Source organism: Brachybacterium atlanticum, from assembly GCF_025669985.1.
In the GTDB taxonomy this organism is placed as follows: Bacteria; Actinomycetota; Actinomycetes; order Actinomycetales; family Dermabacteraceae; genus Brachybacterium; species Brachybacterium conglomeratum.
Genome location: NZ_JAKJJW010000052.1, coordinates 1 through 15,910 on the forward strand (window position 1 = coordinate 1; position 15,910 = coordinate 15,910).

The 15,910-nt window shown below is 74.2% G+C and carries 13 protein-coding genes; 10 read left to right on the forward strand and 3 right to left on the reverse strand.

Annotated features, from left to right (window positions below):
* The first annotated feature begins 379 nt into the window (after nucleotides 1–379).
* From L3K22_RS16005 to L3K22_RS16030, 6 genes are all read left to right on the forward strand, one after another.
* Entirely contained in the window at nucleotides 380–1,408 is a 1,029-nt protein-coding gene (locus L3K22_RS16005; RefSeq protein WP_263312273.1) for a glycosyltransferase, read from the forward strand.
* Nucleotides 1,409–1,455: 47 nt separating this feature from the next.
* Nucleotides 1,456–2,379 (forward strand): glycosyltransferase, encoded by a 924-nt coding sequence (locus tag L3K22_RS16010; RefSeq protein ID WP_263312274.1) that lies wholly within the window; start codon nucleotides 1,456–1,458, stop codon nucleotides 2,377–2,379.
* Between the two features lie 111 nt (nucleotides 2,380–2,490).
* On the forward strand, nucleotides 2,491–3,648 hold the full coding sequence (glf, locus tag L3K22_RS16015; protein WP_263312275.1) for a UDP-galactopyranose mutase: 1,158 nt from the start codon (nucleotides 2,491–2,493) through the stop codon (nucleotides 3,646–3,648).
* A 28-nt stretch (nucleotides 3,649–3,676) separates the two neighbouring features.
* Nucleotides 3,677–5,782, forward strand: coding sequence for a glycosyltransferase (locus L3K22_RS16020; RefSeq protein WP_308445954.1), 2,106 nt, complete (start codon nucleotides 3,677–3,679; stop codon nucleotides 5,780–5,782).
* The gene (locus L3K22_RS16025) at nucleotides 5,779–6,717 is read left to right on the forward strand and encodes an ABC transporter permease (RefSeq protein WP_263312276.1); all 939 of its coding nucleotides are present in this window, start codon (nucleotides 5,779–5,781) and stop codon (nucleotides 6,715–6,717) included. Before L3K22_RS16020 ends, L3K22_RS16025 begins: the two co-directional genes overlap by 4 nt.
* Before the next feature lie 13 nt (nucleotides 6,718–6,730).
* Nucleotides 6,731–7,501: an ABC transporter ATP-binding protein gene (locus L3K22_RS16030; RefSeq protein ID WP_263312277.1), complete on the forward strand. Its 771-nt coding sequence runs from the start codon at nucleotides 6,731–6,733 to the stop codon at nucleotides 7,499–7,501.
* A 36-nt stretch (nucleotides 7,502–7,537) separates the two neighbouring features.
* Here the strand turns inward: L3K22_RS16030 and L3K22_RS16035 are convergent, their stop codons facing one another.
* Nucleotides 7,538–8,287, reverse strand: coding sequence for a TIGR03089 family protein (locus L3K22_RS16035; protein WP_263312278.1), 750 nt, complete (start codon nucleotides 8,285–8,287; stop codon nucleotides 7,538–7,540).
* Nucleotides 8,284–9,354: a coenzyme F420-0:L-glutamate ligase gene (gene cofE / locus L3K22_RS16040; protein ID WP_263312279.1), complete on the reverse strand. Its 1,071-nt coding sequence runs from the start codon at nucleotides 9,352–9,354 to the stop codon at nucleotides 8,284–8,286. The genes L3K22_RS16035 and cofE overlap by 4 nt, the downstream gene beginning before the upstream one ends.
* A gap of 199 nt (nucleotides 9,355–9,553) precedes the next feature.
* Here cofE and L3K22_RS16045 point away from each other — a divergent pair, with 199 nt between their 5' ends.
* The 3 genes from L3K22_RS16045 to L3K22_RS16055 are packed head-to-tail and all read left to right on the forward strand — an operon-like array spanning nucleotide 9,554 to nucleotide 14,861.
* A complete protein-coding gene (locus L3K22_RS16045; protein WP_308445955.1) occupies nucleotides 9,554–9,853 on the forward strand; it encodes a WhiB family transcriptional regulator in 300 nt (99 codons plus the stop codon).
* Between the two features lie 12 nt (nucleotides 9,854–9,865).
* A complete protein-coding gene (locus L3K22_RS16050) occupies nucleotides 9,866–13,216 on the forward strand; it encodes a glycosyltransferase family 2 protein (protein WP_263312280.1) in 3,351 nt (1,116 codons plus the stop codon).
* Nucleotides 13,209–14,861, forward strand: coding sequence for a DUF5719 family protein (locus tag L3K22_RS16055; protein WP_263312281.1), 1,653 nt, complete (start codon nucleotides 13,209–13,211; stop codon nucleotides 14,859–14,861). Before L3K22_RS16050 ends, L3K22_RS16055 begins: the two co-directional genes overlap by 8 nt.
* 174 nt (nucleotides 14,862–15,035) lie before the next feature.
* Here the strand turns inward: L3K22_RS16055 and L3K22_RS16060 are convergent, their stop codons facing one another.
* The gene (locus L3K22_RS16060; RefSeq protein WP_259881598.1) at nucleotides 15,036–15,491 is read right to left on the reverse strand and encodes a metallopeptidase family protein; all 456 of its coding nucleotides are present in this window, start codon (nucleotides 15,489–15,491) and stop codon (nucleotides 15,036–15,038) included.
* A 101-nt stretch (nucleotides 15,492–15,592) separates the two neighbouring features.
* On the opposite strand from L3K22_RS16060, the gene L3K22_RS16065 reads away from it, so the two are divergent.
* Nucleotides 15,593–15,910, forward strand: a 318-nt coding sequence (locus L3K22_RS16065; RefSeq protein ID WP_263312282.1) for a DUF3499 domain-containing protein, incomplete at its 3' end; no start/stop codon positions are given.

The following is a 15,910-nucleotide window of genomic DNA, read 5'->3' on the forward strand; positions in this document are numbered from 1 at the left end:
ACCGCACGGGCGCTGCCTCCGGCGCGGGCCCGGTGCCCGCTGGGGCGGCGGGGCCCGCCCGGACGCGGGGAGCGGGGCGGCTGCTGGTCGCTCACAGCGGTCTCCTTCCCGGCCGGGACCCTGCCCCGGCGGTCTGCGGCAGATCGGATCCGGGCATGGGGAGAGTGCTCGGTGGGGTGCTCCGGGCCTGCGGCGCTCGCCAGAGTAGCGGGCGCGGCGTCCGACTCGCCCGAGGGGCGCGGGGGAGCGGGTCAGGATTCGGAGAACCTCCCGAGAACCTTCACAGCTCCGTCCCCGAGCCGTCGCGGAGGGGAGGCGGCGCCTCCGTACACTGGGGTCGCGCCGCGCAGGCGGCACGGAACCCCCAGCAGGAGGCGCAGTGAGCGACACCGCACCCGCGGACGAGACCCGTCAGACCGCCGGCCGGCCCGTCCACGTCGAGGGCGCCGCCCATCCCGAGGCGCTCAGCGAGCGCGTCGTCGCCGTGGTCGTCACCTACAACCGCGAGCAGCTGCTCGCCCAGTGCCTCGACGGCCTCGCCGCGCAGGACCGCCGGCCCGATGCGGTCGTCGTGATCGACAACGCCTCCACCGACGCCAGCGGTCGGGTGGCCGACGAGCACCCGCTCGGCGCCGACGTGGTCCACCTGCACCGCAACGTCGGCGGGGCGGGCGGCTTCGCCGCCGGGATCGCCCGCGCGCTCGTGCGCCACGACGCGGACTGGGTGTGGGTGATGGACGACGACACGGTGCCGCGGCCGGGCGCCCTCGCCGCGCTGCTGGACGCCCTCGGCAGCTCGCCGGTGCGGCTGAGCGTGCTGAGCTCCCGCGCGGTGTGGACCGACGGCCGCGACCACCCGATGAACACCCAGCGCACCCGCCTCGGCGCGAGCGCCCGCGAGAAGCGCGACGCCGCCCGTGCCGGCGGCCGCCCCATCCGCACCGCCAGCTACGTCTCCGCACTGCTGAACGGTCAGGACGTGCGTCGTCTCGGCCTGCCCCACGCGGACTACTTCATCTGGTCCGACGACTTCGAGCACACCGGGCGCCTGCTGCGCCACGGCCGCGGCCTGCAGGTGCCGTCCTCCGTCGTCGAGCACCGCACCGCCGGCTTCGGCAATGCGCAGACGAGCCCCGGCAGCCGCTTCTACTACGACGTGCGCAACCGCCTGTGGGCGCTGCTGCGCACCGACTCCTTCAGCCCCCTCGAGCGGGTGCTGCACGGCGGGCGCACCGCGTTCGGCTGGCTCGGCGTGCTGGCCCGCCACCGCGGCGACGTGGCCGGGGTGGGCCTGCGCGGCGTGCTCGCGGCGCTGCGTCGCGGCCCCCGCCCCTCCGCGGCGGTGCTCGCCGCGGACGGCGAGGCCGCAGCGGATATCCGCGCGATCGAACGGGCGGCCGGCCGGTGACCGATCCCGCGCAGCCCGCCGTGACCGCCGGCGACCGAGGGACCGACATGCCCGTCGGCGACGCGCGGGGCGACGGGCCCGTCGACCGGACTGCCGACGATCGCCCGGCCCGTCCCGCCGGGCGCCCCGAGCGCGCCGAGCCCTTCGCGGTGCTCATGCCGCTGTGGGGGAAGGACCGGGCCGAGCGGGTCGAGCAGGCCGTCGTCTCCGCCACCGAGGGGCAGCAGCTCCGCCCCGACCTGCTCATCCTCACGGTCGACGGCCCTCTCACGGCAGAGCTCGAGGAGCTGGTGAAGCGTGTCGAGGCCGGTGCCCACGGCCCCGCGACCGTGCTGCGCCACAGCGCCCATCGCGGCGTCGCGGCCGCGCTCCAGGACGGCCTCGAGACCTCCCCGTACGAGCTCGTCGCCCGGGCCGACGCCGACGACCTGTGCCGCCCCGAGCGCTTCGCCCTCCAGATCCCGCGGATGCAGGCCGAGGGCCTTGACCTGCTGGGCGGGGCGATGCGCGAGTTCAGCGAGCGCATCGCCCCCGGCGAGGGACCGCTGCGCACACGCCCCCTGACCCACGCCGAGATCACCGCCTATCTCCCGCGGCACAGCCCCTTCCACCACCCCACGATGGTGCTGCGCCGCTCCACGGTGCTCGCCGTCGGCGGCTACCGCGACCTGCCGCTGCTGGAGGACTACTGGCTCTGGGAGCGGATGATGCTGGGTGGGGCGCGGATGGCGAACCTCCCGGACGTGCTCGTGGACTACCGCGTGGACGAGCACCTCTTCGCCCGTCGCGGCGGGTGGCGGCTCTTCGCGAGCGACCTGCGCCTGCAGCGCCGCTTCGTGATGGACCGCGTGACCACCCCCACCGGCTTCCTGCGCAACGTGGGGGAGCGGGGCGTCTACCGCCTCGCCCCGGGATGGGCGCGGCGCCTGGCCTACCGGCGCTTCGTCGAGCACGACGGTCGCACCGCATGACCACTGTTACACGATCCGGCGCGCCGAGGCGGGGAGCTGTCCCCCGGTCGCGCCTCCGCTACTGTGATCGAGTCCCCGGCGGAGAACCCGCCAGCATCGAAAGGACCCCCTGTGTCGACTCCTGACCTCCTGATCGTCGGCTCCGGCCTGTTCGGACTGACCATCGCCGAGCGCGCGGTCGCCGAGCACGGCGCCAAGGTGACGATCATCGACCGCCGCTCCCATATCGGCGGCAACGCCTACTCCGAGGCCGATCCGGTCACCGGCATCGAGGTCCACAAGTACGGGGCCCACCTCTTCCACACCTCGAACGACCGGGTGTGGGAGTACGTCAACCGCTTCACGAGCTTCACCGGCTACCAGCACAAGGTGTACACGACCCATCAGGGTGTGGTGTACCCGATGCCGATCAACCTCGGCACCGTCAACCAGTTCTTCCAGGCCGCCTACACGCCCGACGAGGCGCGCGCCCTGATCGCCGAGCAGGCCGGGGAGTTCGCCGGCAAGGACCCCGAGAACCTCAACGACAAGGGCATCTCGCTGATCGGTCGCCCGCTCTACGAGGCGTTCATCAAGAACTACACCGGCAAGCAGTGGCAGACCGACCCCAAGGACCTGCCCGCCTCGATCATCTCCCGCCTCCCGGTGCGGTACACGTACGACAACCGCTACTTCAACGACACCCACGAGGGCCTGCCGGCCCAGGGCTACACCGCGTGGCTCGAGCGGATGGCGGACCACCCGGACATCGAGGTGCTCCTGGACACGGACTACTTCGACACCTCCCAGCCGCTGAACCGCGACGCCGTGCGCGGGAACATCCCCGTGGTCTACACCGGCCCGGTGGACCGCTACTTCGACCACGAGCTCGGCGAGCTCGGCTGGCGCACCATCGACCTGGAGACCGAGCACCTGGAGGTCGGCGACTTCCAGGGCACCTCCGTCATGAACTACGCCGATGCCGAGGTGCCCTACACTCGCATCATCGAGCCGCGCCACTTCCACCCCGAGCGCGACTACACCAAGGACGCGACGGTCATCCAGCGCGAGTACTCCCGCTTCGCGGAGTCCGGGGACGAGCCGTACTACCCGATCAGCTCCGGCGCGGATCGCGAGCGCCTGCTCGAGTACCGCAAGCGCGCCGACGCCGAGCCCCGCACCCTGTTCGGCGGGCGGCTGGGCACCTACCAGTACCTCGACATGCACATGGCCATCGGCTCCGCCCTGTCCATGGCCGACAACAAGCTGCCCGACCTTCTTCGCGGCTGACCCCGCGGACGACGAGGAGTTCCACGACGTGAGCACCACCCCCAGCGCGATCCGGAGCGATGCCGCGGACCAGGCGCCGCAGCGAGTCCTTCAGCGGCTGATCATGCCGCTCTCGCCCGCCCCGGACGTCATCCCCCTGTACCTGGAGTCCCACGCGGCGCGCTCGGGCGCCCACACCGCCGCCTTCGGGCTCGGCAGCGCCCCGGTGGAGTCCCACGAGGACTCCTCCGCGAACGCCGCCCCGGCCCCGACCACCGGGCAGCCGAAGATCGACGAGCTCAGCGCCCGGTTCGGCCTGTACGTGCCCGAGCAGTCGCTGCGCTCCTTCGGCACCTACTTCAACGCCTTCCCGGCCAGCTACTGGCGGCGCTGGACCCCGGTGCGCGAGGTGACGCTGTCGGTCTCCACCCGCGGCTCCGGCCAGATCATCGTCTACCGCTCCAACGCCCGCGGCGCCATCCAGCGCCAGGACATGGTCTCGGTCCAGACGGAGGGCACCTCCCGCTTCACGCTCCCGCTGACCGCCTTCGGCGACGGCGGCTGGTACTGGTTCGACGTCATCACCGGGGAGCAGCCGCTGACGATCCTCGGCGCGGAGTGGACGGCCGACGCCTCCGCCGCCCGCACCGAGGGCACCTTCTCCATCGCCATGACGACGATGAACAAGGTCTCCTACGTCCTCGACAACATCTCGCTGATCAGCAAGGATCCCGATCTGCGCGAGAAGCTCGACGTCATGTACGTGGTGGACCAGGGCTCGGACCGGCTGCGCGACCACGCCGAGCTCACCCCGCTGCAGGAGGCGATGGGCGACCAGCTGCGGATCATCGAGCAGGGGAACATCGGCGGCTCCGGCGGGTTCTCCCGCGGCATGTACGAGGCCTCCACCAACGGCTCCTCCACCTACGTGATCAACAGCGACGACGACCTCGACATCGAGCCCGAGTCGCTGCTGCGCATGCTCACCTTCGCGGACTTCACCCGCACCCCGATGCTGGTGGGCGCGCACATGTTCGACCTGAACAACCGCTCCGTGCTGCACGCCTTCGGAGAGAGCGTGGACCCGTGGGCGATCCAGCCCAAAGTCACGATCCCGGAGAGCACCATCGGCCACGACTTCGCCGCCGGCCCGCTGCGCTCGACCCCGTGGCTGCACCGTCGCGCGGACGTGGACTACAACGGCTGGTGGACGTGCCTGATCCCCACGGAGACCGTGCGGGAGATCGGGCTCAGCCTGCCGGTGTTCATCAAGTGGGACGACGCCGAGTACGGGCTGCGCGCGAAGAAGGCCGGCTACCCGACCGTGTCCCTGCCCGGCGCCGCGGTCTGGCACATCACCTGGACCGACAAGAACGACGCGCTGGACTGGCAGATCTACTTCCACGAGCGCAACCGCATCATCACCGCGCTGCTGCACTCCGGCTACGAGCGGGGCGGCCGCGTGCTCACCGAGTCCCAGGGCATCGACGTCAAGCACCTGCTCTCCATGCAGTACTACACGCAGGCCGCGCGTCTGTACGCCCAGGCGGACGTGCTGCGCGGCCCCGGCGTGCTCCACGACGAGATCGGCACCAAGCTGCCCGAGCTGCGGCAGATGGCGCAGGAGCACGACGACTCCGTCACGCGCCCGGACGCGGACTCGTTCCCGGACGTGCAGGTCTCGAAGCCGCCGCACAAGGGCCGCGCCTTCTCCGCGCCGCACCGTGCGCTGCTGCCCGCCTGGACCGTGAAGGCCATGGGCCGCCAGCTGCTCGCGCAGCCGACGGAGAAGGCGCGTCGCCACCCGCAGGCGCTCGTCGCCCACCAGGACGCGAAGTGGTGGACCCTCAGCCACTACGACAGCGCCGTCGTCTCCAATGCCGAGGGCACCAAGGTGGCCTGGTACAAGCGCCGGCCCGAGCAGGTGCGCACGATGCTCGCCCGCTCCGCCCGCACCCACCTGGACCTCTACCGCCAGTGGAATCGCCTGCGGGACGAGTACCGCGCCGCGGCCGACGAGATCACGTCCTTCCCCGCCTGGGAGCGCACCTTCGCGGCGAACCCCGCCCCGGTGCGCCCGGGGATCGACGACCGTGACGCGGCCGAGGAGTCCTCCGAGCGCCCCGACGCGCCGTCCGAGAGCACCTCCGCGTGACGGCGACGTCCGGCGGCCGGCTGCGCCGGGTCCCGACCGCCGCCGAGCAGGCCGAGGGCTGGCGCGCCCCGGGGCAGGACGCCGGCTGGCTGAACCCGTTCCTGGAGCGGTTCCTGCTGAAGCTGCTGGTGCGCAAGGAGCTGCGGGTCCGCTACCGCGGCAGCGTGCTCGGCATGGTCTGGAGCTACGTCAAGCCGGCCGTGCAGTTCATGGTCTTCTACCTGGCCATGGGCGTGTTCCTCGAGCTGAACAAGGGCACGCCGGCCTACGCGGTCTACCTCTTCAGCGGGATCGTCGTGGTGAATCTGTTCGGCGAGGTGTTCGGCAACGCGACGCGCTCGATCACGGGCAACGCCGCGCTGGTCTCGAAGATCTACATGCCCAACCAGCTCTTCCCCTGGGCGAGCATGCTCGTCGCCCTGGTGCACTTCCTGCCCCAGCTGCTGGTGCTCGTGATCGGCGCGCTGGTCAACGGCTGGCTGCCCTCGCCCACGGCGGCGATCGCCTTCCTGCTGGGCATGCTCATCCTGCTGGTGTTCACCATGGGGCTGGGCATGCTCACCGCCGCGCTGAACGCCGCCTTCCGCGACGTGGAGAACTTCGTGGACCTCATCGTCATGGTCGCGACGTGGCTGTCCCCGGTGCTGTACCGCATCGACATGGTGCAGCGGCAGATCGACGGCACGATCTGGTGGTGGCTGTACCAGCTCAACCCGCTCACGATCGTGGTGCAGCTCTTCCACACCGCGTTCTGGCGCTACTCGAGCCCGGTCGTGGACGAGATCGCCTCCGGCGTCCCGGGCAGCGAGACCCTCGCGACGCCGGGCGAGCCCTTCGGCCTGTGGTGGGCCGGGCTGCTGATCGCCGCCGTGGTGTTCGTGCTCGGCACGATCGTCTTCGAGCGCTCCAAGCGGCGCTTCGCCCAGGAACTGTGAGAGGAGGGCCGCGATGAGCCCGAAGATCGAGGACGTCCCGCAGTCCGCGGCGGTCCCCACCGACCGGGAGATGGTGCGCATCGAGCACGTCTCCAAGCGCTTCTCCCTGCGCCACGACCGCTCCCTCAAGGAGCTGGTGTTCTCCGCCCTGCAGCGCAAGAAGCTCGCCGACACCTTCATGGCGCTGGATGACGTGGACCTCACCGTCCACGCCGGCGAGACCGTCGGGCTCATCGGCTTCAACGGCTCGGGCAAGTCGACCCTGCTCAAGACGATCTCCGGAGTGCTCTTCCCCGATGCCGGCCGGGTGCTGCTGCGCGGCCGCGTCGCCGGGCTGATCGAGGTGGGCGCCGGCTTCCACCCGGACCTCTCGGGACGCGAGAACGTGTTCCTCAACGGCGCGATCCTCGGCATGTCCCGGGAGCAGCTCGAGGAGCGCTTCGACGAGATCGTCGCGTTCAGCGAGATCGAGGAGTTCATCGACACGGAGGTGAAGTACTACAGCTCGGGCATGTTCCTGCGCCTGGCCTTCTCCGTCGCGGTGCACACCGACCCCGACATCTTCCTGGTCGACGAGATCCTCTCGGTGGGCGACGAGCCCTTCCAGAAGAAGTGCCTCGAGCGGATCCGCGAGCTGCAGGCCGCCGGTCGCACGATGATCGTCGTCTCCCACGAGCTCGAGATGCTCGAGCGGCTCTGCACCCGCATCGTGGTGATGCAGAAGGGGCGCACGATCTTCGACGGCGAGCCCGGCCGGGCCGTCGCCACCCTCCGCGCGAGCTGACCCGGCCGGCCCGGCCGCCACCGGGGCGGGGAGGGATCAGGCGCGGGCGGTGACGCGCTCCTCAGTGGCGCGATGGTCCGTCACCGAGGCGGCGGGGCCGACGACGCCGCCGCCCGCGGCCCAGGCCTCGAGCAGCCGCGGCACGACGCCCAGCCCGTCGTCTTCCACCAGCAGGCGCGGGGCGCGCTCGGAGCTCGCGGCGGGGGAGGGGCCGGACCAGTCCGGCAGGGGCACGGAGAGCCGGTCGGAGCTGCCGCGCACCTCAAGCACCCAGTCGCGCACCAGCGGCGGGAGCTCCCCGTCGTAGCGCGGCGCGAGGGAGACGGGCTGGACGGCCAGCACCTCGTCCGCGGAGCCCGCGAGGGCCGAGCCGGGCCGGTCGGTGACCACCACGCGGGGATCCTCGACGCGCTCGGGCAGGGCCTCCGCGGGCGCGTCCTCCGGCGCCGGATCCTCCGTCCCCTCCGGCGCGTCCTGCCCGGCCCTCGGCCCGTCCCCGGCGAGGCGGCGCGGCAGGGTGACGACCTCCCCGCCGAGGGACCAGGCCGCGAGGGCGAGCACGAGCCGCTTCCAGTGGGGCGGGAGATCCAGCACGACCACGTCACCCGGCTCGAGCGTGACCTCGTCGTGGAGGTGCCCGATCGCCTTGATGGCCCAGTTGGCGAGGACATGGCCGGAGAGCTCGATGCGGGAGGCCTCTCCGTGCCAGGCGAGCGCCGGCAGCGGACCCAGCGCCTCGAGCGGTGCCAGCAGGAGCGAGGTCGCGGTGGTCGATGCGGTGCTCATCGGGGGTCCTCCTCGGGGTCGGGGACGAGCCGCACGGGCACCTCGGGCAGGACCTCGCCGAGGGACTCGGCGCCGAGGGCGGTGCGGATCCGCTCGGCGAGAGTCGCGGCGTCGATCAGCGATGTCGTGGAGGCGTCCGCGCGCTCCACCACGATACGCACCCCGCCTGAAGCTTCCCGGACCGTCGTGGCGCTCGCCCGGTACGGGCCGTGCCCGGGGCGGGGGAGGGCGGCGACCTCGAGCGCCCGTGCGATCCGCTCGGCGGCGGGCTCGGGGGACATCCGTGCGACGGGCTCCTGCTCGGGGGCGAGACCGAGGGCGACCCACACCGACTCCAGGCTCGGGCGGCGGAACCAGTCCTCGCTCCCTGTGCGGGACAGCTCCCGGGCCGGCACGTCCGCGGCGGTCGCCCCGTCCGCGCCGCGCACCAGCGCGGCGGGGACGCCGCTGGCCTTGCCCTTGACGAGATCGGCGGCGGCGGCGAGCTCGTCGGCGAGGTTCCGCACCGTCACCGTCAGCGCCCGTCCGCCGGCGTCGGTCCCGCCGCGCAGGTCCTCGAGGGAGGCGACGCCGGCCGCACCGAGGGCGATGTCGGAGACGCCCACGCGCCAGATCCGGGAGGAGGTGTCGGTCAGGACCACGCCGAGCTCGAGCCCGAGTCGCGCGCGCAGGCCCGCGCGCAGCTCCCGCGCGCAGGCGTCGGGGTCCTCGGGCAGCAGCAGCGGCCCGTCGGGCGCGTTCGAGGAGTCCACCCCGGCGGCCGCCATGACCGGTCCCGAGGGGATCTGCACCACCGAGGTCACCACGCGGGTGTGCAGTCGCCGGGCGACCGTGCGCACGGCCGCTCGGGCGATCGCCGCGTCGCGCTCCTCGGGGGCGACGCACAGGCCGAGCGCCTTGGAGACGATCTTCGTCGAGACGCACAGCACGTCCCCCTCGCGCGGGCCGAGCGGGGAGAGCGCCTCGGCGAGCAGCGCCGGCAGGTCCGTGCCCTCGCGCACTTCGCCGAGCCCGGTCAGCGGGAGCACGGTCAGCGGGCCTGGGGCGGCGGGCGGGGTGGTGGGCACGAGGACCTCCCGGGGTGAGGCTCCGGCGGCGGGCGGAGGGAGTCGTGGATGGGGGACGGCGCGCTGACGGTGCCGTGATGTGCACGGCGACGCGCCGACCCCGCTTGACGCACCATAACTACACCGGTGTACTTTAGGGGCCGGAAGAGGCCTTCGCTGGTCATGACAGGTCAACACAGCAGTGGAAGGAGTGGTGGCCATGGACGAGGAACGAGTCGACGACGATGCGCGTGCAGAGCTGTCCCTGCTCGACCTCGCCGGGCAGGACTCCGACGATGCAGAGCTGAGCTGGCAGGAGCGCGCCCTGTGCGCGCAGACGGACCCGGAGGCGTTCTTCCCCGAGAAGGGCGGCTCGACCCGCGAGGCGAAGAAGGTGTGCATCTCCTGCGAGGTGCGTGCCGAGTGCCTCGAGTACGCGCTCGAGAACGATGAGCGATTCGGCATCTGGGGCGGTCTCTCCGAGCGCGAGCGACGCAAGCTCAAGCGCCGGGTGGTCTGACATCCTGACCCGGTGAACGAGCGCCATGTCACCGCGGTCGTCCTGCTGAGCGGGGCGACGACCGCGGGAACCCACGATGCGCTCCACGCAGCACTGACCACCCAGACCCGGCTCCCGGACCGGGTGGTCGTCGCCGCACCCTCCGATCTCGACGAGGACGTGCGCGCCGCGCTCGAGAGACTGACCGCCGCGGGGGAGGTGGACCGTCTCGTCGACATCCCCGCCCGCCCCGATCCCTCGCTCCCCGGCCGTGCGGCCGCCGTCGAGGAGGTCCTCGACGCTCTCGCCGCGCAGCACGAGCGCACCCTCGCCCCCGTCGACGCCCCGGCACCCGCCGCGCAGCCCTCCACGTATCGGGCCGGCCGTCGTGCCCGCGCCGTCGATGTCGCCGCCCTCGAGCGCGAGCGCACCCAGCGCGCGGAGGCGCTCGCCCTCGTGCCCGAGCGGCTGCGGGAGGAGGGCCCCCGCAGCGGGCGCCGCGCGGGCCGCGCCGAGGACGCCCCCGCGGAGAGCTGGCTGTGGTTCCTCGAGGACCCCGAGATCCCCTCCCTCGACGCTCTCGAGCGCGAGCTCGAGAGCGTCCGGCAGTCCCCGACCACCGCGGTCGTCGGGGCGAAGCGGGTGCGCCATGCCGAGCCGGGCGCCGACCTCCCGCCGACCGCCGAGTCCGCGGACGCCCTGGTCGACGTCGGCATCACCCTGACCCACGGCGGGCGCATCATCACCGGCGTGGACCCGGGCGAGATCGACCAGGGGCAGGCCGACTGGCGCCAGGACGTCCTCGCCGTGCCGCTGCCGGGCATGCTGATCCGTGAGCAGACGCTGCGCGAGCTCGGGGGCCTGGACCCCGACCTCCCCGCCCCCTGGGCGGAGATCGACCTGTGCCAGCGCGTGTGGCGCTCCGGGGAGCGGGTCGCGGTGCAGTCCGCCGCCCGGATCCTGCACCCCCATCCCACCCGGCCCGTCCTCGAGCGCCTCCAGGACCAGCGCACCGGACGCCTGCTCACGGTGCTCAAGCACCGCCCGCTCCTGCACGCCCTGCTCACCCTCCTGCTCCTCCCGCTCGAGACCCTCCTGCGGATGGCAGGGGCGCTCGCGGCGACCGCGCCGCGCACCGCGCTGATGGAGCTGCGCGCCGTCCTCGCCGCCCTGCCGCGGATGCGTCGCGTCCTCGGCCGCGGCGCCCGCGACCGTCGGCACGCCCGCGTGCCCCGGCGACGCCTCGCCCCGCTCTACCTCCCGCGCGGTGCGAGCCTGCGGCGCTGGCTCGACGACGTCGGCACCCGTCTCTTCGCCGACGACGACCGTCGCCGCCAGATCCGCCGCACCACCTGGGGCATCGCCGGGACCAGACACGGGCTGGACGACGCCGACTACGGCCGCCACATCGTGTGGACCGCGGTGGTGGTGCTCGGCGCCTCGATCCTGGGCCTGTTCTCGCTGCGGAGCCTGTTCGGCCGCGGAGAGCTCGCCGGCGCAAGTCTGCGCGCCGTGCCGGAGGCCGCCGCGGACCGCTGGGCTGCGGCCTGGTCGACCTGGGTCCCGGGCGGGCTCGGGGACCGGGGTCCCGGCGACCCGCTCGTGCGCCTGCTCGGGCACCTGCCCGGCAGCGGCTCCCTGCTCGTCGAAGTGCTGGTGTTCGCCGCGGTGCCGGCCGCGGCGGTCGCCGCCTGGTGGGCCTCCGGCGCGATCACCCGCGCGGTCGGCGCCCGCCTCGTGCTCGCCTGCGTGTGGGCGCTCGCCCCCTCGCTCCTGACCGCCCTCGCCGTCGGCGCGTGGCCCCTGCTGGCCGTGCACGTGGTGCTGCCGCTGCTGGCCCTCGCGATCGGCCGGGCGATCGGCCTGCCCCACAAGATCTCCCAGGCCTCCGTCTCCGCGGCCGCCGCGGGCGGTCTGCTGCTGCTGGTGATCGGGGCGGTGCACCCGGTGCTGGTGCTGCTCGTCGCGCCGGCCCTCGCCCTGGTCGCGATCGCCGCGCCCGGTCGGCGCCTGCGCCTGCTGTGGGTGCTGCTGCCCTCGCTCGCGCTCCACGCGCCCTACCTGCCCACCTATCTCGGCCATCCCCGCACCCTCCTGGCCGTCGCCGGCGTGCCCGCCACGGCGGGCGGGGCGAGCGCCCGGGACCTGCTGGGACTGTGGCCGGTCGCTCCCGACCTCGCCGCGCCGCTCGCCGGGATGCTCGGCGAGGGCGCCGCCGGACTCCTGGTGCTGCTGCCGGTCGCGCCGGTGGTGCTCGGCGCCCTGGTCTCCCCGCTGCTGCGCGGTGCGGCCGGCCGCGCGGGCCGGCTGAGCCTGCTCGCCGCCGCCGTCTGCGCGGTCGCCGTGCTGGCGGCCCGCTCCACGGGGACCTCCGTTGGCCAGGGGCAGGTGCTGACCCCGCCGCTGCACGCCCTGCTCAGCGCGGTACTGCTCTGCCTCGCTCTCGGCGCCGCGTCGACCTTCGACACCCTCGCCCGTCGTCAGGAGCCCGACTCGCGCCTCCGGCGCCTGCTCACCTCCGTGATCGGTGCCGTCACCGCCGCGGCCTGCCTGCTCACCGTCGTCGGCGGGATGGCGCTGCTTCCCCGCGCGCTGCAGATCGGGCGCGTGGAGGGCGGGGAGGTGCCCGCGGCCGCCGCCGACCAGGGCCGCACCGAGGCCCGCTCCCGGGTGCTGGTGCTGGACCAGGCCGAGGACGGCGCGGTCGCCGCCCGCCTCGTGGTCCACGGCGAGGACACCGTGATCCAGCACTCCGCCCTCGTCGACGCCCGCCACGTCGAGGCGGCGCTGTCCGGCGAGCCCGTCGACGGCGATCCCGCCTCCGCCGCGCTGCGCGAGGACGTGGCGGCGATGCTCTCCGGCGGCGCCCAGGACGGCACGGACCTCGCCCATCCCGCGATCGCGTACGTGGTGGTCCACGGGGACCGCGAGCGTCGGCCCGAGCTGATGAGCACCCTCGACAGCTCCCCGCTGCTCGAGAAGGTCACCGAGGGCTCCGAGGGCGCGACCTGGCGCGTGATCGACGCCCTGCCGCGCGCCGCCGTCACCGGCGGTGAGGAGCCGATCGCCCTGGACAGTGGGGTCGTGGACGCGCAGGGCGAGATCGCCCCCGCCGAGGAGGAGCGCCTGGTCGTGCTCTCGGAGCGGCACGACACGGACTGGCGCGCGAGCCTCGACGGCACCGAGCTCGCCGCGGTCGAGGTAGACGGCTGGGCGCAGGGCTTCACCGTCCCGGCCGGGGCCGGGGGCGAGCTCGAGATCCACCGCCACCAGCCCGCCCGACCGCTCTGGCAGCTGCTGCTGTACGGCGCGACCGCGGCCACCGCGCTGATCGCGATCCCCTGGCGGGTCCGCACCCGCACCGCGGAGGAGATGTATGGCTGAGCACGCTTCCGAGGCCGAGGCCGAGGCCCGCACCGGGACCGCCCGCGGGGCGGGACGGGCGCGCACCGCGCACGGTCGGCCCGCACGCCTGCTGCTGGGCGTCGCCGCGATCGTCCCCCTGCTGCTGGCCGGCGGGGCGCTCGCCCTCGCCCCGGACCGCGAGCCCGCCGCGGCCGAGCACGTACGGGCCGCGGCGAGCCCCGGCCCCCGCAGCCTCGCCTGCCACGGTCCGCTGCAGGTTCCCGACGAGGCGCTGCAGACGGGCGGCGACGCCGCGCTCGCGGTCACCCCGCCCACCCCGTCGGTCTCCCTGCGCACCGTCGCGGTAGAGCCCGCGTCCTCCGTCCTGTTCGGCGAGGTGAGCGGATCCAGCACCCGACAGGACGCCGAGGGCGCCGTGCCCGCCCCCGCGATCACGGCCGCGGACGCCGAGGGCGAGGAGCTGCCCGGCGAGGCCGCCTCGACGGATCTCGGGATCGCGGTGCAGACCCTGCGGCACGTGCGCACCGCACCCCACGTCACGGCGCAGACCTCCGAGAGCGGGCGTCCCGTCGCCGACGCCGTTCAGGGCACCTGGACCGCGTCCGGGGACTTCCGCTCCCTGTCCATGTCCCGCTGCGCGGAGCCGACCACCGAGGCGTCCTTCCTCGGCGTCTCGACGCAGACCGGGGACAGCTCCGTGCTCGTGCTCTCCAACCCCTCCGACCGCCCCGCGACCGCCTCGGTCCAGCTGCGCACCGCCGACGGTCCCGCGGCGATGGAGGGACGCAGCCAGGTCGTCGTCGCGCCGGGCGACGAGGAGCGGGTGCTGCTGGAGTCCGTGGTGCCGGAGGAGGACGCGGTCGGCGTGGACGTCTCCGTGCTCGGCGCGCCCCTGTCCCTGCACGTGCAGACCACCGAGCGGGACGGGCTGACCCCCGGCGGCGCCGAGATCCTCGACCCGCTGCCCGCCCCCGCGCAGGAGCTCGTCATGCCTGGCGTGGACGTCGCCGGGACCGCGCCCACCCTCGTGCTCTCGAACCCCTCGGGCTCCACCGTCACCGCGGACGTCGAGATCGTGGGCGCGGACGGCACCGCCTCAGGGGCAACGCCCGCGCAGATCGAGCTCCCCGCCGGCGCCGTCGTGCCCACCGCCCTCGAGGGCCTCGCCGACGGCACCTACGCGGTGCAGGTCTCCGCGGACGGCCCGCTCGACGCCGTCACGCGCAGCGCCCGCACCGGGAAGGACCTGCCCGGCGACACCGTCGGCGCGCCGGTGGACTTCACGCTCGTCGCCCCCGCACCGGCGCTGGGAACCCATGCGGTCAGCGCCCTGCCCGCGCAGGGCGCGACCGGCGCGCTCACCCTGACCGCGAGCGAGGACACGGAGGTCTCCGTGGTCCCGATCGGCGCCGACGGGGCGGCCGGGGAGCCGATCGCGGTGGAGCTCGCCGCAGGCGCGACCAGTACTCTCACCCACGAACAGCTCCGCCTCGGCGGGGAGGGCGCCGCGGCCCTGTCGATCGTGCCCGAGGTCCCGGGCGCGGTCCACGCGAGCTGGACGCAGCGCCAGTCCGACGGGGCGGGCGGCGTGCTGCTCTCCACGCTGCCGGTCCTGCCCGACGCGGGCGACGTCGACAGCGTCCCGGTCGTCCTCACCGACTGAGGGGCGCTCCCGGTCTCGAGACAGCCGCTCCGAGACAGCCGCTCCGAGACAGCCGCTCCGCGACAGCCGCTCCGCGGCTGCTGTGACGCGCCCGCCGTCCCGCGACAGCCGCGCGGAGCGCTCGGGCTGACTACCCGTCGATCGGTGCGCGCGCCGCGCCGCTCGTGCGGCGGCTCAGAGGTCCCAGGCCTCCGGGTCGACGTCCTCCGGCGCGATCGAGAGCAGCGAGCCGATCTGCTCGGACAGGACCTGCCGCACCAGCATCTCCAGCTCCGTCGCGGTCACGCACCGCGTCTCCAGCGGCCGACGGTAGACGATCACGCGCGGCGGGTGCTCGCGGGTGCCCGGCACCGCACGGCCCAGCACCACCTGGGCCTCCTCCCAGGGCGCCGGATCCGCCGACGGCACCTCCTCGACGAGCACCTGCAGGTGCGCGAGACGCCGGGGGAACCGCTCGGTGAGCGCGGCCCCCGCATCGGCGACGAGGTCGTCGAAGCGCTCCCTGCGTGTGCGATGGCCGGGCAGGTGCGGGGGGATGAGGTCCCAGCGCCGGCCGCGGCCGCGGCGGTCGCGGCGACGCGGGCCGAGCGGTCCTCGTGGGGCGGGGGCACGGCCGGGTTCGAGGTCCATGCCGTGCACTGTAGCCCCGCCTCCGCAGTGCCGGACCCCACTCTCCCCTCCCACGGGCGCGCCGCGCCCGCCGGGTCCGCGACCTGCGTACACTGCTGTGCGTGCCAGCTCGTGAATGCTCCCGGACCGCCTGCTCGCAGCCGGCAGTCAGCTCCCTGACCTTCGTGTACCAGGACTCGACCGCGGTGCTCGGCCCGCTCTCCCGGCTCAGCGAGCCCCATGCCTACGACCTCTGCCACGAGCATGCCGCCCGCATGACCCCGCCGCGCGGCTGGGAGCTGCTGCGGGTCGCTGGCGGCGAGGACGTCAGCGACGACCTCGTCGCCCTCGCCGATGCCGTGCGCCGCCCCGTCGCGCCGGCTCCCGGCCAGGGCCCGCACGGCCCGGTCGGCACCGCCGGCCCGGGCACCCTCGACGGC